This window comes from Natronosalvus halobius (assembly GCF_024138145.1).
In the GTDB taxonomy this organism is placed as follows: domain Archaea; phylum Halobacteriota; class Halobacteria; order Halobacteriales; family Natrialbaceae; genus Natronosalvus; species Natronosalvus halobius.
This window is the reverse complement of record NZ_CP099997.1, coordinates 315,719-340,093: the sequence shown is the minus strand read 5'-3', so window position 1 is coordinate 340,093 and position 24,375 is coordinate 315,719. Positions and strand designations below refer to the sequence as shown.

General features: G+C 64.7%; 23 protein-coding genes. 18 read left to right on the top strand and 5 right to left on the bottom strand.

Annotated features, from left to right (window positions below; genetic code table 11):
* The first annotated feature begins 230 nt into the window (after nt 1–230).
* Nucleotides 231–521 (top strand): amphi-Trp domain-containing protein, encoded by a 291-nt coding sequence (locus tag NGM15_RS01730; RefSeq protein WP_253434476.1) that lies wholly within the window; start codon nt 231–233, stop codon nt 519–521.
* 62 nt (nt 522–583) lie between these two features.
* Here the strand turns inward: NGM15_RS01730 and NGM15_RS01725 are convergent, their stop codons facing one another.
* The gene (locus NGM15_RS01725) at nt 584–994 is read right to left on the bottom strand and encodes a DUF7975 family protein (RefSeq protein ID WP_253434473.1); all 411 of its coding nucleotides are present in this window, start codon (nt 992–994) and stop codon (nt 584–586) included.
* Between the two features lie 59 nt (nt 995–1,053).
* Here NGM15_RS01725 and NGM15_RS01720 point away from each other — a divergent pair, with 59 nt between their 5' ends.
* Nucleotides 1,054–1,689 (top strand): adenylate kinase, encoded by a 636-nt coding sequence (locus NGM15_RS01720; protein WP_253434470.1) that lies wholly within the window; start codon nt 1,054–1,056, stop codon nt 1,687–1,689.
* A gap of 25 nt (nt 1,690–1,714) precedes the next feature.
* Here NGM15_RS01720 and NGM15_RS01715 read toward each other — a convergent pair whose 3' ends face one another.
* Entirely contained in the window at nt 1,715–4,285 is a 2,571-nt protein-coding gene (locus NGM15_RS01715) for a vWA domain-containing protein (RefSeq protein ID WP_253434467.1), read from the bottom strand.
* 505 nt (nt 4,286–4,790) lie between these two features.
* On the opposite strand from NGM15_RS01715, the gene NGM15_RS01710 reads away from it, so the two are divergent.
* The 3 genes from NGM15_RS01710 (at nt 4,791) to NGM15_RS01700 (ending at nt 7,425) form a co-directional block, all read left to right on the top strand.
* Entirely contained in the window at nt 4,791–5,747 is a 957-nt protein-coding gene (locus NGM15_RS01710; RefSeq protein WP_253434465.1) for a DUF106 domain-containing protein, read from the top strand.
* A 176-nt stretch (nt 5,748–5,923) separates the two neighbouring features.
* Entirely contained in the window at nt 5,924–6,499 is a 576-nt protein-coding gene (gene cmk, locus NGM15_RS01705) for a (d)CMP kinase (RefSeq protein WP_253434463.1), read from the top strand.
* Nucleotides 6,499–7,425, top strand: coding sequence for an RNA-guided pseudouridylation complex pseudouridine synthase subunit Cbf5 (locus NGM15_RS01700; protein WP_253434460.1), 927 nt, complete (start codon nt 6,499–6,501; stop codon nt 7,423–7,425). Before cmk ends, NGM15_RS01700 begins: the two co-directional genes overlap by 1 nt.
* Before the next feature lie 45 nt (nt 7,426–7,470).
* Here the strand turns inward: NGM15_RS01700 and NGM15_RS01695 are convergent, their stop codons facing one another.
* Entirely contained in the window at nt 7,471–7,869 is a 399-nt protein-coding gene (locus tag NGM15_RS01695) for a MaoC family dehydratase (RefSeq protein ID WP_253434457.1), read from the bottom strand.
* 87 nt (nt 7,870–7,956) lie between these two features.
* On the opposite strand from NGM15_RS01695, the gene NGM15_RS01690 reads away from it, so the two are divergent.
* The 12 genes from NGM15_RS01690 (at nt 7,957) to yqeC (ending at nt 20,966) form a co-directional block, all read left to right on the top strand.
* Nucleotides 7,957–8,832, top strand: a complete 876-nt coding sequence (locus NGM15_RS01690) for an alpha/beta fold hydrolase (protein WP_253434454.1) — start codon at nt 7,957–7,959, stop codon at nt 8,830–8,832.
* The gene (locus tag NGM15_RS01685; protein WP_253434452.1) at nt 8,829–10,541 is read left to right on the top strand and encodes an AMP-binding protein; all 1,713 of its coding nucleotides are present in this window, start codon (nt 8,829–8,831) and stop codon (nt 10,539–10,541) included. Before NGM15_RS01690 ends, NGM15_RS01685 begins: the two co-directional genes overlap by 4 nt.
* A 76-nt stretch (nt 10,542–10,617) precedes the next feature.
* Entirely contained in the window at nt 10,618–11,319 is a 702-nt protein-coding gene (locus NGM15_RS01680) for a helix-turn-helix domain-containing protein (protein WP_253434450.1), read from the top strand.
* A 72-nt stretch (nt 11,320–11,391) separates the two neighbouring features.
* On the top strand, nt 11,392–12,561 hold the full coding sequence (locus NGM15_RS01675; protein WP_253434447.1) for a thiolase domain-containing protein: 1,170 nt from the start codon (nt 11,392–11,394) through the stop codon (nt 12,559–12,561).
* Complete coding sequence (locus NGM15_RS01670; RefSeq protein WP_253434444.1) at nt 12,558–12,929, top strand: Zn-ribbon domain-containing OB-fold protein; 372 nt, start codon at nt 12,558–12,560, stop codon at nt 12,927–12,929. Before NGM15_RS01675 ends, NGM15_RS01670 begins: the two co-directional genes overlap by 4 nt.
* Nucleotides 12,930–13,296: 367 nt before the next feature.
* Nucleotides 13,297–14,745 (top strand): ABC transporter substrate-binding protein, encoded by a 1,449-nt coding sequence (locus NGM15_RS01665; RefSeq protein WP_253434441.1) that lies wholly within the window; start codon nt 13,297–13,299, stop codon nt 14,743–14,745.
* Nucleotides 14,746–14,750: 5 nt separating this feature from the next.
* Nucleotides 14,751–15,659 (top strand): ABC transporter ATP-binding protein, encoded by a 909-nt coding sequence (locus tag NGM15_RS01660; RefSeq protein WP_253434438.1) that lies wholly within the window; start codon nt 14,751–14,753, stop codon nt 15,657–15,659.
* Nucleotides 15,656–16,354 carry an ABC transporter ATP-binding protein gene (locus NGM15_RS01655; RefSeq protein WP_253434435.1) on the top strand — a complete coding sequence of 233 codons (699 nt, stop codon included), beginning with the start codon at nt 15,656–15,658 and terminating at the stop codon, nt 16,352–16,354. Before NGM15_RS01660 ends, NGM15_RS01655 begins: the two co-directional genes overlap by 4 nt.
* Nucleotides 16,351–17,577, top strand: coding sequence for a branched-chain amino acid ABC transporter permease (locus NGM15_RS01650; protein WP_253434433.1), 1,227 nt, complete (start codon nt 16,351–16,353; stop codon nt 17,575–17,577). The genes NGM15_RS01655 and NGM15_RS01650 overlap by 4 nt, the downstream gene beginning before the upstream one ends.
* 121 nt (nt 17,578–17,698) lie before the next feature.
* Nucleotides 17,699–18,928, top strand: coding sequence for a branched-chain amino acid ABC transporter permease (locus tag NGM15_RS01645; RefSeq protein ID WP_425494489.1), 1,230 nt, complete (start codon nt 17,699–17,701; stop codon nt 18,926–18,928).
* A 106-nt stretch (nt 18,929–19,034) separates the two neighbouring features.
* Nucleotides 19,035–20,057, top strand: coding sequence for a 3-oxoacyl-ACP synthase (locus NGM15_RS01640; protein WP_253434427.1), 1,023 nt, complete (start codon nt 19,035–19,037; stop codon nt 20,055–20,057).
* 66 nt (nt 20,058–20,123) lie between these two features.
* Nucleotides 20,124–20,966 (top strand): selenium cofactor biosynthesis protein YqeC, encoded by an 843-nt coding sequence (yqeC, locus tag NGM15_RS01635; RefSeq protein WP_253434424.1) that lies wholly within the window; start codon nt 20,124–20,126, stop codon nt 20,964–20,966.
* Nucleotides 20,967–21,005: 39 nt separating this feature from the next.
* On the opposite strand, the gene NGM15_RS01630 is transcribed toward yqeC, so the two are convergent.
* Both NGM15_RS01630 and NGM15_RS01625 read right to left on the bottom strand, forming a co-directional pair.
* Entirely contained in the window at nt 21,006–21,389 is a 384-nt protein-coding gene (locus tag NGM15_RS01630; protein ID WP_425494461.1) for a CBS domain-containing protein, read from the bottom strand.
* A 76-nt stretch (nt 21,390–21,465) separates the two neighbouring features.
* A complete protein-coding gene (locus NGM15_RS01625; protein ID WP_253434421.1) occupies nt 21,466–22,077 on the bottom strand; it encodes a hypothetical protein in 612 nt (203 codons plus the stop codon).
* Nucleotides 22,078–22,224: 147 nt separating this feature from the next.
* On the opposite strand from NGM15_RS01625, the gene fdhF reads away from it, so the two are divergent.
* Nucleotides 22,225–24,303: a formate dehydrogenase subunit alpha gene (gene fdhF, locus NGM15_RS01620; RefSeq protein WP_253434419.1), complete on the top strand. Its 2,079-nt coding sequence runs from the start codon at nt 22,225–22,227 to the stop codon at nt 24,301–24,303.
* Nucleotides 24,304–24,375 lie beyond the last annotated feature (72 nt).

Genomic DNA, 24,375 nt, shown 5'->3' with positions numbered 1-24,375 from the left:
GCGGAGTCTCGTAGGAACCCCCGAATGTGCCCTTACGTAGACCGATTGACTCGGGTACCTTTTGTCTATCGTTCTTGCGGATGGACACCGCCGGCACGGGTGAACCTTGGCGGAAACATGTTCGGGAGCTGTTCGAGCAATGCCCGATTATCGGACGTCGGCCAGTCCCGGTGAACACCTTGCCCCGATTTCTGCGTATATTATTTACACCTGGGCATCCAAGAACGGGTATGCCAGAAGAAGTACTCTTTACGTTCGAGCAATCACTGACGCGCGCTGAAATCGCCGATTACCTCCGGACCGTTGCCGATCGACTCGAGAGCGGCGACGAGCTCGTCCTCGAGAGTGGGAGCGACTCGGTCACGATGCAGCCGCCGGGCCGGCCGACGTTCGAAGTCAAGGCCGAACGCGAAACCTCGCGGTCGGGCGGTCCAGCCGAGTTCAGCGTCGAGCTCGAACTCGAGTGGGAGGAAGGAGACGACGAGAACGGAACCGGTGACGGCTCCCTGACGATTTCCTGATTCCGGGCCGGTCGTAGTTGCCTCGAGCATCCGATCACGCAAGCACTCAAGCGCCGCATTCGTCACACCGCGGCGATCCAGATCGTCGCATCCTCTGGACACTCGAACACCGCACGCAAAACGTGCTCGCAGAACTGGGCGATCCGATTGGGATCGGCCTTCGCGCTCACGCGTACGTTCGTTCCTTCGGCGTCTTCAGGCCGCGTCAACTCGTCGGTTTTGAACGCGGGGTACTCGTTCAGTAGCGTTTTCAATCGCTCGAGTTCGCCGTCCGTACAGTCGAGGCTCACGACCCCGTCGGCGAACTGGATCCAGGGCACGCCGAGGTCGGGATCCGGGGCGTCATCGCGCTCGAGGACGGCTTCGTCGACTTCGATGGTCAGAAACGGGCTCGCTCGCTCGCGGTGGGCGACGATAGCGTCGACGATCAGGCGTCGACGTTCCTGTGGGTCGGCGGCCGAGAATCGCGTCATACCCGGACGATTGTGCGCCATTCTTTAAGCCTTTATGCGCTGGGGCAGAAAGACGAGGTATGGCACAGCCACGGATTCTCATCCTCGGTGCCCCCGGAGCGGGGAAAGGAACTCAGAGCGCAAAGATCACGGAGCACTTCGACATCGAACACATCACCACTGGCGACGCCCTCCGGTCGAACAAACAGATGGACATCTCCCATCTCGGCCTCGAGTACGATACCCCGGCCGAGTACATGGACCAGGGCGAACTCGTCCCCGACGAGGTCGTCAACGCCATCGTCGACGAGGCGCTCTCGTCGGCCGACGGCTTCATCCTGGACGGCTACCCGCGCAACCTCGAGCAGGTCGAGGCCCTCGAAGAGATGACCAACCTGGACGTTGTCCTGGCGCTGGACGTGGGCGAGGAGGAGCTCGTTCACCGGCTGACGGGCCGGCGGATGGATCCCGAGACGGGCGATATCTATCACGTGGAGTACAACCCGCCGGAGGACCCCGAGGTCGAGGAACGCCTCGAGCAGCGCGAGGACGACACCGAGGAAACCGTCCGCGAGCGCCTGCGCGTGTACCAAGAGAACACGGCGTCGGTACTCGAGTACTACGAGGACGAGGGGTCGCTCGAGCGCGTCGACGGTGAGCAGGCGCCCGGCGAGGTGTGGGAGGACGTGAAGGCGACGATCGAAGAAAACGCGTAACGGCGGCCGATTGATTGAGCAGCTATTAGGATTCTTCTGAAATCTCGACGTTCCAGTGATCGATGGCGATGGCGTAGTCGTTCGATCCGCCGACGGCGGAGTGGTCGGCGTGGACCTCGAAACGCGTATCCGCCTCGATGACGTCCTCTGCAATCCCGTCGAAGATATCCATGAGATCATCCGCGTTGTCGGCGTGTCTGTACTCTCCACCAGTCGTACGGGCGACCGTTTGCAATAATTCCTCGTCCGCCCCGTCTCCGAGCCCAATTGTGTAAATCGTAATTTCCGCATCAGCAGCGGCTTCAGCGGTTTCGAGCGTAGCGTCGTCGTGATCGGACGGGTCATTGAAGCCATCGCTCAACAAGACTAGGATACTGTCGGCGTCTCGCAGATTAGCCTCGAGTTCGTTGACGCCGGCCTCGAGTCCGGCAGCCATGTTGGTGGCGCCACCAACGTTGTTTTCGACGCTGTCGTTTACCGTCTCGAGGTTGGTAGACAGACCATGGGCGCGATGAGAAGTGCTGTTGAACTCGAAAACCGCCGCCCGATCACGGTAGTCGGGATCTAGCGCGTTCGATGCATTCAACTCACCGATGAACGATCGCGTGGCGTCAACGCGGAGGCCGTTGGGATCGTATCCTGGATGCTGATGATCGACGGCTACCGAAACGTTACCCCACCAGGGGTGCGTCTGACTAGAACGTACCGTGTCACCGTCGCTGAGCGTCGTTCTGTCACCATAGCTCAATTCTTCAATTCCTCCTGTCGCACGATTGATCTCCAGATCGCCCCCTGCAACGACGTCACCGGTGTGAATTGGATGTTGCCACGGACCGTGATCGTAACGCTCACGGATCGTGTGCGGCCCCATCGATCCCGACCGATCCAGGACGAATCCGACATCGATCGGGTTCCTGGTCATCACGTTCTCGAACTCGAGCGTTCGGTTCTCCTCCGGAATCGGGACGTCGGTTCGAAGTGAGCGATCGAAGTGCACCTCCAGGTGAGAGCCGCTGTCGGCGTTCCCCGATCCGCCGATCCCTTCGAACGTCCCGCTCACGATGGCGCCGTAGATTTCGGCCCCGTCCTGGACTTCGAGAGAACCGTCACCCGGCGCGTAGACGACACCCTGGACCGTGCCTGCGACGGTGACGTCGGTTTCGCTCGTTCCGTATACCCAGAGCTGTGATGCCCGATCGTCCTGGACCGTCACGGACTCGATGTCGATTGCGGAGCCGTCGGCGTAGATACTGACCTGCCCCGAGCCGACGACGGTGACGTCCTCGAGGGAGACGTCGCCGTCGACAGCGACGTAGATGTCGCCACTGGCCGTGTCGAATTCGATGCCTTCGCGGGTGAAATCGCCGTCAACGGAGTACGCTCCGGCGTCGATGTTGCCGTCTGCGTCCTCCTCGAGTTTCGGCTCGTTTTCGAGCAGCGTCGTCGTGCGCGCAATCTCGTCGTCGATCGGTTGGATTCCATCGAACGCGGTCGCCATCCTCGCGGTTGGAACGTCGACGCTCGCCGGCGAGAGATCGTCCCCGACGTACAATGCGGCCGGTGAGACGTCCGCTTCGGGCTGGATCTGGATATCGCCGTTCACCACGGGAAAGCCGGTGATCTCGGCCTGTTGAATCCAGAGCGTATCGACATCCGCAACGAACAGGTCGTCAGTGACGGTAGTGGATTCGGCGTACGATCCCGCGCGTCCATCGTAGGAGTCGACGACGAGAGATTCGTGGGTTCCGAACTGGACCGTCTCGTCCGACACGTAGAGGCCGCCGTAGATCGTGGGTTCGACGCCGAGATAGTCGTCGATGGGACGGTCGACGTCGACCGTGGCGAGAACTGACACCGTCCCCGTCGATTCGTCGTGACAGACGACGTTCTCGTCGCCCGCGTTCTCGAGCGAGCAGTCCTCGACTGCTGCATCCCCCACGTCGACCGCCTCGAACTCCTCACGCACGAAGTCGTACCAGCCGTCGTGATACGTATCGTCGGTGACCTCGAGATGGACGTACCGGGCGAATCCGAGGTCAGACACGCAGTCGGCCGTCCTGGTCTCGGAACGCGTCGTCGTCATCGAGTGCTCACCGACTCCAACGTCCCCCTGGAGATCCGAGACGGAGAATTCGAGGTACTGCGTCCCGCGGTCGTCCGCGACGTACCGAAGATCCGGTTTCGACTGCATGACGGTTCCGTCGTCGGTGTGTCTCCAGGTCCCCCCAGCCTGCTTGGCCAGTCGCTGCCCGTCGGATTCGTACTCGAGCGTCCCGAGCGTGGTGTCGTCGAGCACCGTGCACGACTGTCCGAATCGATTGGCCACGGTCAGCGACGCCGATGCCGAGTCGGTCAGTTCGTAGGTCCCGTCTTCGCTGTCCGGAATCGTGACCGCCGCCGAATTCGAACTCGAGTGCAGCAACGTCGTCAGTTCGTGGTCGAACGTGGAGAACGTCTGTTCGGTTCGTTCGTCGCCGAGATCACCCTCGAGCGCGTCTAACGCGATCATCCCGGTTACCCCGACCAGTGCAGCACCGACGAACACCATCCCGAACAGCAGGACGATGCCGACCAGGGGGGCGGCCCCCCGGTCCACAGTACGACACCCCATAGATGCACCAAACATATCACTGTATTCAAGATATTTAAATTATAAAAAACTACCAGATACGATTGTTCGAAACCAATGTTCACAGCGCCGGAGCCGTGAAACCACCAGACGGTCCGGTGGCTCAGTCACCCCTTTCCGCAGGGATAGGACGGATTGAACCGAACGCCAGAACGGATAGGCGTCGTTGAAACAGTGGTGGTCCCCCGTCACGAGCGTCTACGAACGACTCACTAGCGCGTAGTCGCTCGCGGATCACTGATCACCGAGGCCTCGGGTCGAGTGAGAGATAATCTGACCGTCACCACCGTTCGATCATCAACGGGCCGTCACCACCGCTCTGTCACTACGCCCCCATCACTACCACCGCCTTCAGCATCGCTCTGGCACTAACGCCCCCGTCACTACCACCGCCTTCAGCATCGCCCCAACACTGTTGCCTCGCCACCGAAGATAAACACTTGTATACCGAAGGTGACCTAGCCCAAAACAGATGACGCGCACAGCGGAGAAAATAGGCGCCCTCGTCCGTGAGGACTCGTCGTTCGAGGAGGCCCTCGAGGCGATTCGCCGGAAGGCCGACGAGAACGGCGGCGAGGTCGAGTGGGCGGACGTCCGCAACGACCTGTCGAGTGGCCAGTGGGGTCGACTCATCGAGAAGGGGATCCTCGTCGACGGCCAGGACGGGTTCGAGATCGCCGATCGATCGGCGTTCGACGACGCCCTCGACGGCGACGGCGAGGACGGCGGCCTCTCCGAGGACCTGCCCGAGATCGACGCCGAGGCATCGAAGTGGTCGCAGTGGGACAAGATTGCGGGGGTGACCGCGTTGCTCTTCATGTTTGGCTACTGGATCACCTCCGTCAGGGACACCGTCGGTGAGGTGCTCGACATCGCCCTCGGGCCGCTGGCGACGAGTATGCCCTTTTACACCGTGATTCTCGCCATCGCGATCATGACGGGCCTGTACTCGACGCTCCTGCAGGCGAATCTGATGGATATGGAGCGAATGGGGAAGTACCAGGAGCGCATGAAGGCCATGCAGGACAAGCGCTCCGAGGTCCAGGACCGGAAGAAAGAAGCCGAGGAGCGGGACGCGAGCGAAGCCGAGATCGAGAAACTCGACAACGAACTCCAGCAGGTGCAAGAAGAGCAGATGGAGGCGATGGCCGACAACCTCGGGATGTTCAAAGAGCAGTTCCGCCCGATGGTCTGGATCATGCTCTTTACGATTCCGCTGTTCCTGTGGATGTACTACCGGATCCACGGCACCGGCCCCCAGACCATCGAGCAGACCGTGGTCATGCCGATGGTCGGCGAGGTCGAGTGGCAGGAGGGCATCATCGGTCCCATGCGCGCGTGGATCGTCTGGTACTTCCTGTGCTCAATGGGATTCGTCCAGCTGTTGCGCAAGGCGCTCAACATCGACATGTCTCCCGACACGAGTTGAGCGAGTCGGCTGTCACCTTTTCGCGTTTTCGCCTTTTCGCATCTTCGCATTTTGCTCCTCCATCGTTGCGTTTTCACATCTCGACGCCGTTCACACCCGGTTCGCGCTCGTCCACCCCTCCACTCGCCACTCGAACGATTCAAAACCCCTTTGAGGTGGCCCCGCGCACATCGAGTATGTTACTAACCGTCTCCGGACCGCCGGGCGGAGGAAAGACGACGAACGCGGCATTGCTGGCCGAGGAGTTCGGACTCGAACACGTCAGCGGCGGCGACATCTTCCGTCAACTGGCCGACGAACGCGGCTACACCCCCCTCGAGTTCAACAAACTCGCCGAGGAGAACGACCAGATCGACCGTGACCTCGACCGACGACTGCGTGAAATCGCCGTCGAGCGCGACGACGTCGTCCTCGAGTCCCGACTGGCCGGCTGGCTGGCGGCCGAGCAGGCCGACCTCAAGTTCTGGCTCGACGCTCCGCTGTCGGTCAGGGGAACGCGAATCGCCGACCGCGAGGACAAAACCCCAGAGCGGGCGACAGAGGAGACGCGCGCACGGGAAGCCAGCGAGGTCGGACGATATCGCGAGTACTACGGTATCGAGTTCGGCGACCTGAGCATCTACGACCTCTCTATGAACACGTCCCGCTGGAGCCCCGAGGCCGTCGCCGACACACTCGTGACGGCCGTCGAGGCGTACGATCCGGCCGCCGACGAGGGGAAAACGCCCGTCGACGTCGACTACGAGTTCTGATGATCCGTCGCGGTCCCCCCGAGGAACGGTCGCCGGCGGCGCTCCTTCAGTTCGGCGTCGTCAATCTCGACAAGCCGCCGGGACCGTCTTCCCACCAGGTCAGCGGTTGGCTGCGCGACACCGTCGCCGAGACCCTCGAAGCAACCGGATCGGAGCCGATCGATCGAGCTTCTCACGCGGGGACGCTCGATCCGAAGGTCACGGGCTGTCTGCCGATCATGCTCGGCCACGCGACTCGGCTGGCGCCGGTATTCCTCGAGGGCCACAAGGAGTACGTGGCCGTCCTCGAGTGTCACGCCCCGGTCCCCCACGACGCCGAGTCCGTCATCGAGGAGTTCGAGGGGCCGATCTACCAGAAGCCGCCACGAAAGAGCGCCGTCTCGCGACGGGTCCGCGTGCGCGAGATCTACCGCCTCGAGGTGCTCGAAACGAGCGATCGGCAGGTCCTCCTCCGAATCCGCTGTGAAAGCGGCACCTACGTCCGAAAACTCTGTCACGACCTCGGCCTCGCGCTGGGGACGGGCGGCCACATGGGTCACCTCCGCCGGACGGCGACGACGCCGTTCGACGACCGGACACTTCACTCGGCCCGGGACTTCCTGGACGCGCTCGCGTTCTGGCTCGAGGACGACGACCCCGACCCGCTCCTGGACGTGGTCGAACCGGCCGAACGTATTCTCGCGGACGTCCCTCGAGTCACCATCGCCCCCAGTGCGGCCGAGTCGGTCGCCACCGGGGCGCCGGTGTACGCGCCGGGAGTACTCGAGGTCGACGATGCCGCCGTGGACGCCACGAACCGAGGCGACGACGACCCGCTCGTGGCCTGTTGTACACCCGATGGTGCAGCAGTCTGTCTCGGTCGGCTCGTCGGCGATCACGAGGCCGACTCGGGGACCGTCGTGGCGCTCGAGCGCGTACTCGTGTAGTCCTCTAGCGACCCTCCTAAACCGTAACCCGGCCGTGAACGCCAGTCAGCCCTCGTGTGCGAGCGAGAGTACCGTGGCTTCGCCTGAAACGACCACGTCGTCCTCGACGCGAGCGGTCGTCTCGACGCGGTAGCGGTCGTCGCCCAGGTCCTCGAGCACCTCGGCCGTCGCGGTGACCGTCTGATCGGGGTGGACTGGCGCCTCGAACGAGAGGTCCTGGGAGAGGTAGACGACGTCTCCGGGGAGAGAAGCGAGGGCACTCGAGATGAGGCCCGCCACGAGCATGCCGTGGGCGACGGGGCCGTCGAAGAGGCCCTCTGCGGCGTACTCGGGATCGAGGTGGAGCGGGTTCTCGTCGCCGGTGAGGTCGGCGAAGCGCTCGATGTGGTCGGTCGTGATTCGCTGGCTGACCTCGCTCCGGTCGCCGGGGCTGGCAGTCGACATACGTCTTCTTTCGTCGCAACCCGCGTGTAGTCACGGGTTGATACTCGAACGTCGGAGTACTTGAGCGCGGGCGATAACTAGGCTAGCATGACTCGAGCGACCAACGGCGACGTGGAACTCGCCTACGAGGTCGGCGGACGCCCCGATGGGGAGCCCGTCGTCTTCGTCGAGGGACTCGGCTACGGCCGGTGGATGTGGCGCTGGCAGCGAGAGGCGCTGGCCGACGAGTATCGAACGATCCTGTGGGACAACCGCGGCACGGGCGACTCCGATGCACCGGAGGGACCGTACACGATCCAGGAGATGGCGGGCGACCTCGAAGCCGTGCTCGCTGACGCGGGTGTCGACCGCGCCCACCTGGTCGGGGCGAGCATGGGCGGGATGATCGTCCAGCGCTACGCCCTCGAGTACGACCGCGCGGCGACCCTCTCCTTGCTCTGTACGACTCCGGGCGGCCCGGAGGCGGTGCCGGTGCCCGAGGAGACCCAGGAAGCGATGTTCGCGGTTCCAGAGGATGCCGACGAACGCGAACGGATTCGTCATCGAATGGCCCCCGCAGTTTCGCCCACATTCTTCGAGGAGAATCCCGACCTGGCCGACGACATCGTCGACTGGCGACTCGAGAGCGACGCGAGCGACGCGGCCCGGCAGGCCCAGGCGGCGGGCGTGGCCGAGTTCGACGCGGCGGACGAGGTGTCGGCTCTCGATGTCCCAGTAGTGATCCTCCACGGGAGCGACGACCAGGTCGTCCCCGTAGAGAACGGCCATCTGCTCGAGAACCTGATCCCGCAGGCCCGATTCGAGGCCTGTGACGGCGGTCACCACCTCTTCTTCGTCGAGCGGTCCGACTGGGTGAACGACCGGGTGTTCGACTTCCTCGAGGCGAACCCCATCGAGGCAGATCTCGAGGCCGGGGGCGAATCCACGGCAGAAGCCACACTCGAGACCGGTGATCGCGAGTGAACTGGAGCGACGACGACTACGGCTGGGTCGGCGACTGGACCGCCAGGCGGGCGTCGCTCTCGCCCGATCGGACGGCCATCGTCGACGCCACCGACGACACGCGAGCCACGTACGCGGACCTCGAGGCGCGGGCGAACCGCACGGCTCGGTTGCTCCAGGACTACGACGTTTGCGAGGGGAACCGCGTCGCCCTGGTTTCGCGAAACCGCCTCGAGGTCTTCGACCTGTTCTTCGGGACCGGCAAAACCGGCGGCGTGCTCGCGCCGCTGTCGTACCGACTCGCACCGCCGGAGCTGGCCGAGCTGCTGGAACTCGTCGACCCGAACCTGCTCGTCATCGAGTCGCCGTTCGTCGAGCGCCTCGAGCACGCGATGGCCCGCTCGAGCGTGGACCCGGCGGTGCTCGAAATCGAGACCGACGAACCCGCTGGCGGGTGGGACGTCTATCGAGACCGGCTTCCGGCGGACGACGGCCCCGTCGAGACCCGCGAACGAGCCCTTTCAGATCCGCACCTGCTGCTTCACACTGGCGGGTCGACGGGGACGCCGAAGGAGACGACGATCACCCACGGCTCGCTGTACTGGAACTCCACGAACACGATTACCGCGTGGGGACTCCGTCCGGACGACGTGACGCCGATGGTGTTCCCCAACTTTCACACCGGCGGCTGGAACGTCATCACCCTGCCGCTGATCCACATGGGGGGCACGCTGGTCATCGACCGGGAGGTCGACCCCCGGCGCGTCCTGGAGCAGGTCGAAACCCACGAGGCAACGATTCTCGTGGCCGTCCCCGCGGTGTTGCGGTCCATGGCGACCCACGACGACTGGGAGCGGACCGACCTCTCGAGTCTCCGGTTCGTCAAGAGCGGCGGCGGCCCCTGCCGGGATTCGATCGTCAGGGCCTGGCGCGACCGCGGCGTCGACATGTCACAGGGATATGGCCTCACCGAGATCGGTCCGAACAACTTTGCGATGCCCGACGAGTATGACCCTGGAAAGGTCGCGAGCGTGGGCAAACCGGTTCTCCACGCCGACGCCCGGATCGTCGACGAGCGCGGCGAAGAACTCGAAGCCGGAGAGATCGGCGAGCTCGAGTTGCGCGGTCCGCACGGGTCGGCGGGCTACTGGCGCAACCCAGAAGCGACCAGCGAGACGTTCGGGGACGACGGCGAGCAGGAGCGATGGGTGTCGACCGGCGACCTTGCCCGTGTGGACGACGACGGCTTCTACCACATCGAGGGTCGCAAGAAGAACATGTTCGTCAGCGGCGGCGAGAACGTCTACCCGCCCGAGGTCGAGGACGTGATTGCCGATCACGACGCGGTGGCGGAAGCAATCGTCGTCGGCGTCCCCGACGAGCAGTGGGGAACGGTCGGAAAGGCCGTCGTCGAACTGACCGACGAAGCCCGGGCGAACGCGGCGACCTCCGAGGACGCTCTGGCGCTTTCGGACCTCGAGGTGTTCCTCTCGGGGAAACTCGCTCGATTCAAGATTCCCAAGTACCTCGCGTTCGTCGACGAGATGCCGATGAGCGGCCCGTCGAAGATCGATCGAGTCGCGCTCGAGGATCGGTTCGGGGGCGACGAGAGCGACGCAAGCGACGACGACCGAAGGGAAGCGGGCGAGAGCACCGGGGATCGAAGTGAGGATGAGGGAGGCGACGAGAATCGAAACGAGACCGACGACGGAGCGGAGGTCGAACCGTGAATCGCGCTTTGTTCACCCGCGCTCCGTCCCGAAATCGACGGGTAAGGTTATGCCGTTTAACTAACAATACGTGTCAATGATCGACCTCACCCTGGACATGGAGCAGTACGACTGCCCGTTCATCGACACGACCGACGATCACGACGTGTCGTTCACCGCCGTTCAGTGGGAGTTCGACGGCCAGCGACGCGAACTCGAGACGCGGATGATGGTCGAGGGTGAGGACCGGTCGACACTCGAATCCGGCCTGTCGACCCTGCAAGCCCACGACAACATGTACGAGTGCACGCTCTTCAAGAAACACGAGGGAACGGCGCTCCTGCGAACCGTCATCGACGAGACGAACGCGATGCGTGTCATTCGGGACAACGGCGGCTACATCACCGGCCCGTTCCACATCGAGGACGGCAGCGAGCGTTGGGAGGTCGGCTTCGACGAGAACCGGACGGCCGACGACGCCCTCGCCGACCTGGAGCGCAACAACGAGTTCGATGTCCTCGCCGAAGACGCCCTCGACCTTCCCGACCTCTTTGACGTGCTCGACAACGCCGAGGCGGCGAGCAACCTGATCGAGGGGTGTCGGTCTCTCTCGGACGTCGAACGCCAGACGCTCGCGGTCGCGGCGGAGAAGGGCTACTTTGACCAGCCCCGGGGAGCGACCCTGCAGATGCTCGCCAACGAGTTCGACGTTTCCGACACGGCCGTCTCGAAGAACGTCCGTCGCGCAGAGCGAAAGGTCCTCCGGCGGGTCGTCGATGCGCTCGAGGACCTCGAGTAACGGCACTCGCGGATCCGGCGATTAGACGGGAATTTCACATCGTTTTTGAGCACGGAACACTTTCGTTCGAGTATGCACCAGGCACGTATCGTCGGGGTTGGCATGACCAACTTCGGCGTCCACGACCGGCCGCTTCCGGAACTCTTCTCGAGCGCGGCGTTCGACGCGATGGACGACGCGGGCGTCGACGCCCCCGCCATCGAGTCGTTCTATCTCGGGAACGCCATGGGCGGGCAAACCGAGCGGGACACCCACCTCGCGCCAACGCTGGCGAGTCACATCGGCCTGGCGGGTATCCCCTGCCAGCGCTACGAGGACGCCTGTGCGACCTCCTCGAACGCGTTCAAACACGCCGTCCGCGCGGTCGAGGCCGGTCAACACGACATCGTCCTCGTCGGCGGGGTCGAACGCTGCACCCCGACGACGGGGCTCGACACACCCGAGATGACGTCCGTTTTCGCCTCGGCCTCCCATCGCCAGTACGAACAGCCGACCGGGCTCTCCTTCCCCGGCGTCTTCGGTCTGTTGACGACGCGGCACATGCACGAGTACGGCACGACCGAGGAAGACCTCGCAGCCGTCGCGGTCAAGAACCACCGCCACGGGACCTACAACCCGCGCGCACAATTCGGCTCGGAGACGACGGTCGAGGAGGTCCTCGAGAGTCCGATCGTCGCCTCGCCGTTCCACCTGTTCGACTGTTGTCCATTCTCCGACGGTGCGGCGGCCGTCGTCGTCGCCAACGAAGAGGCCGCGGCCGACCTCTCAAGTGAGTCCGTCGCCGTCTCCGGCGTGGGCCACGCCACCGACACGATTCCGCTCGCGGACAAGGCCGACTTCACGGCGACCCAGTCGGCTCGAGATGCCGCGGACCAGGCCTATGAGCAGGCCGGCGTCGGCCCCGACGACGTCGACGTGGTCGAACTCCACGACTGCTTTACCGGCGCGGAGGTGCTGGCCATCGAGGCGCTCGGCTTCTTCGAGGACGGCGAGGGCGGCCCGGCCGCCGCGAACGGGGAAACCGCCCTCGGCGGCCGCATCCCGGTCAACCCGAGCGGCGGCCTCAAAGCGAAGGGGCACCCCATCGGCGCCACCGGGGTCGCACAACTGGTCGAACTCACCGAACACCTCCGCGGAGAGGCCGGCGAGCGCCAGGTCGAGGGCGCCCGTCGCGGGCTCGCGCACAACCTGGGTGGCGACGCCGGAACCACCATCGTCTCCATCCTGGAGGTGGACGCATGAGCGACACACTCCCCGACCCTTTGACCCACGCCGAGTGGACCGCGGCGCTCCGCGACGGTCGACTCCTGGGCCAGCGCTGTGGCGCCTGTGGCAACGAGACGGCGGCGCCGAAGGCCGCCTGCAACGAGTGTGGCTCCCGTGAGATCGAGACAGTCGAGCTTCCGACGGAGGGAACGGTGTATACCGAGACGACCATCGCCGTCGCCCCGGCGGCTTTCGAGGGCGGCTACCGCGTCGCGGTGATCGATCTCGGCACGGAAGGGAACGCCCGCGTGACCGCCCGTCTCGAGAGCGACGCCGACATCGGCGACGCTGTTGCGTTCTCGGACGTGCTCGAGGTCGACGAGCCGGTGCCGGTTTTCGGCTGAACTGTCTCCGACGATACGGCCTCGAGTTCCGGGCGTGGCCGAGGGTGACGAAGTACTCGAAAACGTGACGCGCGGAGGGACCGATACTGACAGACGAGGCCCCGCTCGAGGCAGTAAGTCGTTCGTTTTTTGCTTCTATAGCTCCCTCGACGACGGCGACCCCGACTCACTGATCCGCGGAGCCAGATCGACTGATCAACGGTCGCCTTTACTGCATTTTCCATATTGTATAAATACTTATTCTATAATGAGACTGAACAATACATATTCTATAATGAGACTGAACGTTCGAAACGAGCGCCGGCGCCCCGAGGTTCGTATATCAACCGTCCCTGCTTAGGAGGGGGAATCCATCTAGAGACCTAGTATGTCACGAGGTACCAACCGGCGAGATGTGCTCCGACGAACGGGCGCGCTCGCCGCGCTCGGATCGGCCGGACTGGCAGGGTGTATCGCGGACGAGAACGGGAACGGCAACGGCGGCAACGGCGACGGGAACGGTGGCAATGGCGGCAACGGAAACGGGAACGGAAACGGAAACGGAAACGGCGACGGCAGCCAGGAGGTCTCCGACGAGACGATTCGCATCGGCGCCCTCCAGCCCGTCTCCGGCGACCTCGAGTACTACGGCCAGATCAGCCTCATGGGCTTTTACTCGGGGATTGCCTACAAATACGACATCGACCCCATCACCGAGATGACGACGGGAACCCACACCCTCGACCCCGAGGACGGTCCAACCTTCGAGTTCGTCGTCGAGGACACCGGGTTCGTCCCGGACACGGCCCAGGAGGCCGCCGAAAGCCTCGTCCTGGACGAGGAGGTCGACCTGTTGTTCGGCGCCTCGAGTTCCGACTCCGCGCGCCGAATCTCGGCGAACATCCTGGACGAGGCCGGGATTCCGTACATCGCGGGGCCGGCAGCCGACGCCGACATCACCGCCTCGAGCGAGCACTGCCACGACCTGCTCTTTCGGGCGAGTGAACACACGGGGATGGACGCCCGTGCGGGCGGTCGATACGTCGCCCAGCAGGGTGACGTCTCGACGGTCGCCATCTTCGCCGCGGAGGGTGCCTTCGGCGAAGGCGTCGCGAACAACTACACCGAAGTACTCGAGAACGAGGGCGTCGAAGTGCTCGAACCGCGGTTCGTCGAGCCGGGGTACAGCGAGTTCGAGGGGCTGTTCGACGAGGCCCTCGATCAGGGTGCCGACGGCGTCGTCGGCGGGTTCACCTTCATCACGCTGCCGGAGTTTCTCCCAACGGCGATGGCGTACGAAGAGATCCAGGCCTTCGGCGGATTCGCGGAACTCGTGACGACCCAGATTACGGGTCAAACCGTCGAGGCGACCCTCGGCGAGGACTTCACAGCCGAGGACATCCAGGAGTCCGGACTCGGCCCCTTCACGACCCGCTACCACTGGAACCAGTACGACAACGAGATCAACGACGCCTTCATCGAGATGCACACCGAGGCCTACGGCCTGATGCCCGACCTGTTCAGCGCGGGGACGTTCGTCGGCGGCTCGGCGCTCGTCCAGGCCATCGACGAGACCGGCTCGATCGACGGCGGCGACATCGCCGACGCGATGCGCGGCATGACAGTCACGGACACGCCGAAGGGCGAGGGTGCGTACACCTTCCAGGAGCACAACAACCAGGCGGCCTCGGCGATGACTGTCGCCTGGCCAGTCCCCACGACCGACGACGTCGCCGAGTACTGGGACGCCGCCGTGATGCCGGGCGAACCGGTCGAGACCCTCCCGGCCGATGAGGTCATGATGCCGGCCGACGAGGCTAGCTGTTCGCTGAACTGATCGTCATGGTACTCCGGACGACCAATTTGACGAAGGAGTTCGGCGGTATCACCGCCGTCGACGGCGTCGACTTCAGCCTCGAGGCTGACGAACTCTGCTCGGTGATCGGGCCGAACGGGGCCGGGAAGACGACGTTTTTCAACCTGTTGACGGGCGTTCTCGAGCCGACGCAGGGGACGGTCGAGTTCGCACCGAGTAGTGGTAACAACCGTAGCGGTACCGAACACATTGATGCGACCGTAACCACCAGTGACGAATCCGCGCAGTGGGTCGACATCACCCACGCCCCGCCCCACGAGACGGCACTACTCGGCCTCCACCGATCCTACCAGATCACGAACGTCTTTCCGACCGTTTCAGTCCTCGAAAACGTCCGCGTGGCCGTCCAGGCCCACCGCGGCAACGACTCCTGGCAATTCTGGCGCAATGTCGGCGCCTTCGACGAGCACTACGCCGAGGCCGAGGCCATCCTGGAGCGTGTCGGCCTCGCCGCGGAAGCCGACCGGACCGCCCAGAACCTGAGCCACGGCGAAAAGCGCAACCTCGAGATCGGGATCGCACTGGCCGGCGACCCGGACGTGCTGTTGCTGGACGAACCGACCGCAGGCGTCTCGAGCGAGGATGTCGACCAGGTGACGGCGATCATCGAAGACGTCGCCGCCGATCACGCGGTCATGCTGATCGAGCACAACATGGACGTCGTCATGGGGATCAGCGACCGCATCGCCGTCCTCAACCGCGGCGAGTTGATCGCCGACGGCGAACCCGAGACGGTTCGCGAGAGCGAGGCCGTTCAGCGGGCGTATCTGGGGGGATACGACGGCGACGGCAACGGCGACAGCGAGGGAGGCAGCACCAACGGAGCGTCCAGGACGGACGACGAGAACGAGTCGTCGACGGGGGTGGCATCGTGAGCCTGCTCGAACTCGAGGGCGTCCACACGTACTACGGCGAGAGCCACATTCTCCAGGGCGTCGATTTGCACGTCCAGGAGGGCGAAATCGTCGCCCTGATCGGACGCAATGGCGTCGGCAAGACGACGACCCTGCGGACGATCCTCCAGTTGACGCCGCCGCGGGAGGGAACGGTTCGCTACGCGGGCGAGGACGTCACCGGTCTCCCGACCCACGAGGTCGCCACCCGTGGCATCGGCTGGGTGCCTGAGGAGCGACGGATGTTCGGCTACCTCAGCGTCGAGGAGAACCTGCGGGTCGCGGTCGGCCCGGAGGACGACTTCGACGTGCTGCGAGACGAGATGTTCGACCTGTTCCCGGACCTCGAGCGTTTTCGAGAGAAGGAAGCTCGAAACCTGAGCGGCGGGCAACAGCAGATGCTGGCCATCGCCAGGGGCATCGTCGGCGGAAACGATCTCCTCCTGGTCGACGAGCCGAGTGAGGGGCTGGCCCCGCTGATCGTCGAGCAGGTCGTCGAGGCGTTGCGCGACGTCTCTACGGACACCACGATGGTGCTGGTCGAGCAGAACTTCCCGCTGGCGATGGACCTCGCCGACCGGTTCTACCTGCTCGATCACGGCACGGTCGTCGAGTCGGGGTCGACGGAGGGCGTTAGTGCCGACGACGAACAGATACGGAGGTATCTCTCGGCATGATCGGTTCGTTCGGCGCGGTCGGTTCGTTCGGCACGATCGGCTCGTTCGGTACCATCAGTTCGTTCTCGTCCCTCCCGCTCGGCACGAACGCGCTGCTCGTCTCGTTCCTGACGATGGTCGAGGTCGGGGTCAGCCCCGGTGTCGTCGGACTACTCGAATCCTCGTTCGGGATCGGGTGGATCGGCACGGTCGCCTCTGTGGCCGCTCTCGAGTGGCTCGGAACGGTCGCCGCTCTAGCCCAGATCGAGGGCCTCGACACGGTCGCCCGCATCCTCATCGAGGGCCTCGGTAAGGCGTCCATCTACTTCATCATCGCCATCGGCCTCACCCTCGTGTTCGGGCTGATGGGCGTGCTCAACTTCGCTCACGGCGCGTTCGCGATGGTCGGATCCTACGTTGGCGGCGTGTTGATGGTCCTGCTCGTCGCCTCCAGCGCGGGCGCAGCCACCCGAATCCTCTTCTTCGTCGTCGTCGTGGCCATGGTCTTCGCGCTGTTGACAGCCGTCGGCGCCGCTCTCGAGGTCGGCCTCGTCCGGCCCATTTACGACCGCACGCCCATGTACCAGATCCTGTTGACCTTCGGCGTGGGGCTCATCCTGGAGGAAGTCGCCAGAATCGTCGCCACCGCTCGTGGCATCCAGCCCGAGCCGAAGTGGTCCGGGGCACAGGCGACGATTCCGTCGGCGCTCGACGCGCCGTCTGAGATCCTGTTGACGCTGTTCGGTGCTCGTATCCGCGGATTCTACCTGTTCGCCATCGTCGCCGGTGCGATCCTGGCCGTCATCGTCTGGGCGTTCCTGACCAGGACGCTGTACGGCCTTTACATCCGAGCCGGCAGCGAGGACTCGGAGATGGTCGAGGCCCTCGGGATCGACGTCCGCCGGGCGTTCACCATCGTCTTCGGCCTCGGAACCGGTCTCGCGGCCGTCGGCGGCGTCTTCCTCATGTGGGACCCGACCGCCGGCCCGAGCGTGCTGCTCAACCTCGAGGTCCTGCTGTACGCGTTCGTGGTCGTCGTCATCGGCGGGCTCGGCTCGTTCAAGGGGACAGTCGTCGCCGCGTTGATCGTCGGGTTGGCGGACTCGCTGACAACGTGGCTGTTCACCTCCGGAACCGTGCCCTTCCCGGGAATCTCGGAGGTCACGCTCTTTACGTTGCTCGTGATCGCCCTCGTGATCCGCCCACAGGGACTGTACGGCGTCGAGGAGGTGGGCGGCCATTAGCTCCCCCACCTCTGACCTCGAGGCCGAGGACGAGCGCGATGAAACGCCCGTCCAGGAGACCCAGCCCCGAGGTGGCGGTCACGCTGGAAGTGACTGGCCCCGCCAGTACCTCCGCGATCACCTGGCGCACGTCGCCGTCATCGCGTTCTTCGCGGTGTACCCCATCGTCTACGGCCCGCTAACCGGATTTCCGGCGCTGGACGTCGGCGTCGGAATCGTCGATCCAGGCGCGTTATTCGACGCGTTCCTCCCGGCGACGACGTTCCTGATCGCGATGCTCTTCCTGGGGCTGTTCGCGATGAGCTTCGACTTCGTCAGCGGCTACACGGGCTACCTCTCGTTCGGTCACGCCGCGTTCTACGGCATCGGAGCGTACTTCATCGTCCTCGTGGCCAACGGGAAAGTGCCGGGGCTCCCCGACAGCACGCCGTTCATGGTGACGATGCTGCTGGGGGCGCTGCTCGCCGTCGTTTTCGCGCTAGCGATCGGCGCGGTCTCGTTCCGGCTGTCGGGGGTGTACTTCGCCATGCTCACCCTCGGGTTCGCCCAGGTGCTCTACCAGCTCGTGCGCAACTGGGACTACGTCGGCTCGAACCCCCAGCAGGGACCGAACCTCGCCGGACCGACTCCCGAAGTGGGCGTCCCCTACGTCGACTCCCTCTCGGTCGCACTCGGCCGGCTCGCCGGCGATAGCTTCGAGAACGTCCTCGGAACCGGCATCGACGTCTCGGCGACGATGACTTCCTACTACGCCATCGGGATCATCGTCGTCCTCTCGTACTTCGCGATGCAGCGGATCATCCACTCGCCGTTCGGTCGCGTGATGATCGCCATCCGGGAGAACGAGGAACGCGCCCGCGCCGTCGGCTACAACGTCTTCTGGTACAAGATGGCTGCCTTCGCCATGAGCGCCTTCTTCGCCGCCATCGCGGGTGCGCTGTTCGCGGCCTACCGGAGCAGCGCCGCCCCCGACACGACGTTCTACTTCCTCGTCACTGCCGACGCGCTCATCGTGACGATCATCGGCGGTATCGGGACGCTCGCCGGACCGCTCTTCGGCGCGTTCGCGTTCGAGTGGCTCGAGGACGTGCTCTCCTCCCAGCAGGGTGGGCTCGCCCCGTACCTCCGCGGGGGACTCCCCGAGAGCGTCCTGAACGCGGACGTCGCCGGCGTGACGTTCCTCGACGTGATCAATACGGTGATCGACGGACGCGCCCCGCTGTACCTGGGAATCGTCTTCGTGCTGTTCGTACTGTTCGTCCCCAACGGCTTGCTCGGGTCGATCCGCGACCGACTCGGCGGGACCGTCGCGAACCGATTACCGGCCCACATCGAACGCTATCGACGATGACTCCACGTTTCACCACGCCGCGACCACGGCCACGGTATCGCGACCACCCGATCGGCCACTGGTACCGAACTCGAGTCGACCGTTCCCCCACGCGAGGTGACCCGCGATGACGACTGTCGGCCTGACCGGCTACGGCTGCTATCTCCCCGATGAGGTCGTTACCGGCGAGGAGATCGCCGCCCAGAGCGGGATCCCCGAGTCGGTCGTCGTCGAGAAGATGGGCGTCCATGAGAAGCGCGTCTGTCCACCCGGCGACGACCACGTCACCGACATGTGCGTGGCCGCCGCCGAGGACGCCCTCGAGATGGCCGACTGCGATCCCGAGGACGTCGACCTCGTGCTCTACCACGGCAGCGAGTTCAAGGATCACGTCGTCTGGTCGGCCGCGGCCAACGTCGCCGAACGGCTGGGCGCGGAGAACGCCTTCGCCACCGAGAGCTACACCCTCTGTGCCGGCGCCCCGATCGCGATCCGACAGGTACGAGCCCAGCTCCAGGTCGACCACCTCGATACCGCCCTGCTCGTCGCCGGCAGCCGCGAGGAAGACCTGGTCGACTACGAGAACGAGCAATCCTCGTTCATGTTCAACTTCGGCTCCGGGGCCAGCGCGATGGTCCTCGAGGTCGATCCTGGCTCCCGTACACGGGCACTGGTTCACGAGAGCGCGGCACTCACGGACGGCTCCTTCTCGAAGGACGTTATAATGCCCGCTGGCGGCTCGATCGACCCCGCCAGCGAGGAGAGCGTCGCCGCGGGGCGACACACCCTCGACGTGCCCGACCCGGACGGTATGAAAGAACGGCTGGCACCCGTCTCGCTCCCGAACTACCTCGAGGTAGCGGACACCGCCCTCGAGCGTTCCGGATTCGCTCGCGACGACCTGGATTTCGTCGCCGTCACCCACATGAAGCGATCGTTCCACGACCTGCTGTTCGAGGAACTGGGGCTCGATCCGGCGACCGACGGCGTCTACCTCGACGCCTACGGCCACGTCCAGAGCGTCGACCAGGTCCTCGCCCTCGAGGACGGTCGAGGGGAGGGGCTGCTCGAGGAGGGTGACCTGGTCTGCTTCCTCGCCGCCGGAACGGGCTACACCTGGGCGGCGACGGCGTTGACCTGGCTCGAGTGACCGACACCCGGTTCGAGTGACCGACATTCGCCTAGGTTTTTGCCCACCTCTCCCCATCCTCGAGTCATGACAGACGCGCTCGTCCAGGCACTCGAGGCCGATACCGGCGTGACCGCCGTCGTCGGCGCCGGGGGCAAGAAATCGACGCTCTACGCGCTCGCCGACCGCCTCGAGCGCGCCGTGGTGACGGCGACGGTTCGCATTCCGATCTTCGACGAGCGGGTGGCCGACGTGGTGTGCACGCCTGACCCGGTGGCGACACTCGAGAGTCGCCTCGGGCGTGCCGACGACGGCAGGGTCGAGGACGACGACGGTGTCGGGGGCGCCGACGGTTTCGATGGTGCCAACGGTTTCGAGAGCGACCCGTCCGCCTGGCCCCTCGGACTGGTCCCCGAGCGAGACAGGAGCGACCGCTATCGAGGATACGAACCGGATCAGATCGACGCGATAGCGGGCGTCGACGGCGTCGACCACGTGCTCGTCAAGGCCGACGGCGCCCGCACGCGGCTGTTCAAGGCGCCAAACGAACGCGAACCCCAGATCCCGTCCGTCGCAGATACCGTTCTCGCCATCGCTAGCTGCCACGCCGTCGGGCGACCCCTCGACGCTGGGACCGTTCACCGGCCCGAGTGCGTGGCCGAACTCACCGGGCGGGCTGTCGGCGAGCCGATCACGCCGACGGACGTCGCGACCGTCCTCACCCATCCCGACGGCGGGCTGAAACGGGTTCCCGAGGGGACGTCCTTCGTTCCGGTCGTGAACATGGTCGACGACGACGGCGACCTCGAGACCGCTCGAGCCATCGGGGAGGCGATTATCGAGGACGACGAGGCGAGCGAGGGTCGGGTCTCTACGGTCGTTCTCACGAGCATGATCTGCGAGGAGCCGCTGGTGACCGTCCTCGAATGAGTTCTGGCTCCGGTTTCACGCAGGGTATCCAGCCCAGTTTCAACGCGGAGACTCGGAGAGGTGAGCGGTCACGTCGGTCGAGGACACCATCCCGACGTAGTCGCCGTCGACGACCGGGAGGTGCTTGATCCCGTACGTCGTCATCATCGCAGCGACTTCCTCCATGTAGAGATCCGGGGTGGCCGTCTCGACGTCGGTCGTCATCACGTCGGTCACTTGTAATTCCGAAACGTTCCGCCCCTGTGCGACCGCCTCGAGCACGTCCGTACTGCTAATGATCGCTCGCGGCGTGGTTCGGACGACCAGGGCACTGATGTCCCCGTCGCGCATCCGCTGGGCGGCGTCCATCACCGTCGCGTCCTTCGAAATCGTTTCCAACGGACTGGACATGACGTCTCCGACCGTCGTTCTGTCGTTCGACATACCCGTACGACGGGCACGAAACGTATGGTGTTTTCCCTCGAGGCCTCGGGCTTCCCGCTCGAAAGCGGTGCACTCGTTACGCCAGTCCGTCGTTTCCGAGTCGCCAGAGTGCCCGGTACAGCGACACCAGTCCGAGATCGTGTTCGCGAGCGAGTTCTCGACAGCACTCGAGGTAACGTCGGTAGTCCTCGACGTCGATCGGATCGGGCGGCGGGGCCTCGAGCGAGGCGTGTTCGGCCATCACGGTCCACAACTGCTGATCGACGACGAGATAACGTTCGGGATCGACGTAGTGCAGAAACGCCGAGGCGACGGGCACGTCGACGCCCTCGAGCGCGGTCAGCGCCTCGAGGGCCGCACTCGTGTCGTTCGCTCTCCTGTCGTCCGCACTCGTGTCGTTCGCTCTCGTGGCGTCCACTTTGGCGGCACTGACGGCCGTCTCGATCGCCGTCTCGACCTCGTCCCACTCGTTCTCTCGAAACGCCGATTCCGCCGGGTGTGGTTCGTTCGAGAGCGTTCGTCGAGAGTACCAGCGAACGACCCACTCGACGTCCTTCCAGAGGAACGAGCCGTCGGCGAACGCCGCAGGCAGCGTCTCGAGACGGTCGTTCTCGACGGTTGCGAACGGTTCGTACTCCTCGTAGGCGACGGCCGCCCGCTCGAGTTCCCCGGTTGCAGGTCCGTCCATCGAGTCGACCGACGGTCCGAACCGACAAAAACCGTTGCCGAACTGATGGAAGGGTTACGGCGATTCGTCCTACGGATCCATCCCGTCCGCTGACTGTCCGCTCGAGACTCCCAAAGACTGATACGTGTAATGGTAGCAATCGACAGTATGAGCTCCGAGAACGAGGGCGTCGAGACGATCTGTCCGTACTGCGGCGTGGGCTGTGGACTCACCTTACAGGAAGGTGAGGAACCCGGGGAGGTGTCCCTGAAGCCGTGGTTCGACGCGCCCGTAAACGAGGGCGCGCTGTGCATCAAGGGCGGCGCCTCACCGCAGGTGGTCAACCACGAGGATCGGTTGAAGACGCCGTTGATCCGTGAAGACGGCGAGTTCCGCGAAGCGACCTGGGACGAGGCCCTGGACCTGACCGTCTCGGAACTCGAGCGAATCCACGGGGAACACGACCCCGACGCAGTGGGCTTCTTCGGCTCCTCGAAGGTGATGAACGAGGAGAACTACCTGCTCCAGAAGCTCGCCCGGCGCTACGGCACGAACAACGTCGACAACTGTACCCGAATGTGCCACGCCTCGACTGTATACACGCTCCGCCAGAGCCTCGGCGCCGGCGCGATGACCAACAGCATGGCCGACCTCGAGACCCACGGCGACGTCTACTGGGTCCAGGGGGCGAACCCGGCCGAGCAACACGTCATCGCCCACAGCAACTACTTCCGTCGGGCCGTTCGCGAGGGAGCGACGCTCATCCAGGTCGACCCCCACGCGAACAAGACGAGCCGGGACGCGGACATTCACCTCCAGCTCGAGCCCGGAACCGACATCCCACTTCTGAACGTCGTCCTGGACACGATCCTCGAGGAGGGGTTGTACGACGAGGACTTCGTGGCAGAACGAACGCGGGGATTCGATCATCTAGAGGCGACCCTCGCGGACTTCAACGCGGCGGCGGCCGCCGAGACCTGCGGCGTCCCGCTCGAGGACATCCAGGAGGCCGCCCGAATCTACGCCGAGGCCGAAAACGGCGCCATCTTCACCGGCATGGGGATGAGCCAGCACGCCTGCGGCGTCGACAACGTGCAAAACGAGGTCAACCTCGCTTTGGTGACCGGCAACGTCGGGCGGCCCGGCACGGGCGTCAACCCGCTTCGCGGCCAGAACAACGTCCAGGGCACCTGCGACGTGGGCGCGATGCCGAACGTCCTCCCCGGCTACCAGAACGTCGACGACGACGAGGCCCGGGAGGCGGTCGAATCGGTCTGGGGCTTCGAGATTCCGCCCGAACCCGGTTTGACGAACGTCGAGGTCTCGAACGCTATCGGCGACTCGGTCCACGGGCTGTACGTCATGGGCGAGAACCCGGTGATGAGCGAACCCGACGCCCTCGAGGTCGAAAAACGCATAGCCGACCTCGAGTTCCTCGTCGTCCAGGACATCTTCATGACCGACACGGCGGAGTTCGCGGACGTCATTTTGCCCGCCACGTCCTGGGCCGAACGCGGCGGTACGGTCACCAACACCGACCGACGCGTCCAGCGAATGCGCAAGGTGACCGACGTCCCCGGAAACACGCGCCACGACCTGGACATCCTCTGTGACGTCGGCACCCGACTCTTCGGTTCGGGGTTCGACTTCGACGGCCCCGAGGCCGTCTTCGAGGAACTCCGGGAGGTGTGTCCGATCTATTACGGTATGACCTACGACCGCATCGGTCGCGAGGGCATCCAGTGGCCCTGTTACGAACCGGGCGACGAGGGCGACCAGTACCTCTACGCCGAATCGTTCGATACCGAGGACGGCCTCGGCGTCGTCCGCGGGGTTCGCCACCAGCCCCCGGACGAAGTTCCGGACGACGAGTTCCCGCTCGTGCTCACGACCGCGCGACTCGAGGAACACTACAATACGGGGACGATGAGCACCCGGTCGCCGACGCTTCGCCGGAAGACTCCCGAGAACTTCGTCGACGTTCACCCCGCCGACGCCGCGAACCGGGGTATCGAGGACGGAGAGTACGTCGTGCTCCGGTCCCGTCGCGGCGAGATCGTCCTGGAGGCGAACGTCACCGAGGACATCAAAGAGGGGGTCGTGTGGACCACCCCACACTTTTCGGACGCCCGGGCGAACACGCTGACGAACGACGTCCTGGACCCGCTGGCGAAGATTCCGGAGTACAAAGCAGCCGCGGCTGAGGTCGAACCGGTCGGTGAGAGCGGGAAGTCGACGAGCGAGTAAGCTGAGGGGATAGCTGACATTCCCATGTATTTAAAGGTAAAGCATAACAGTCAAAAGTGAGATTGTTGTTTT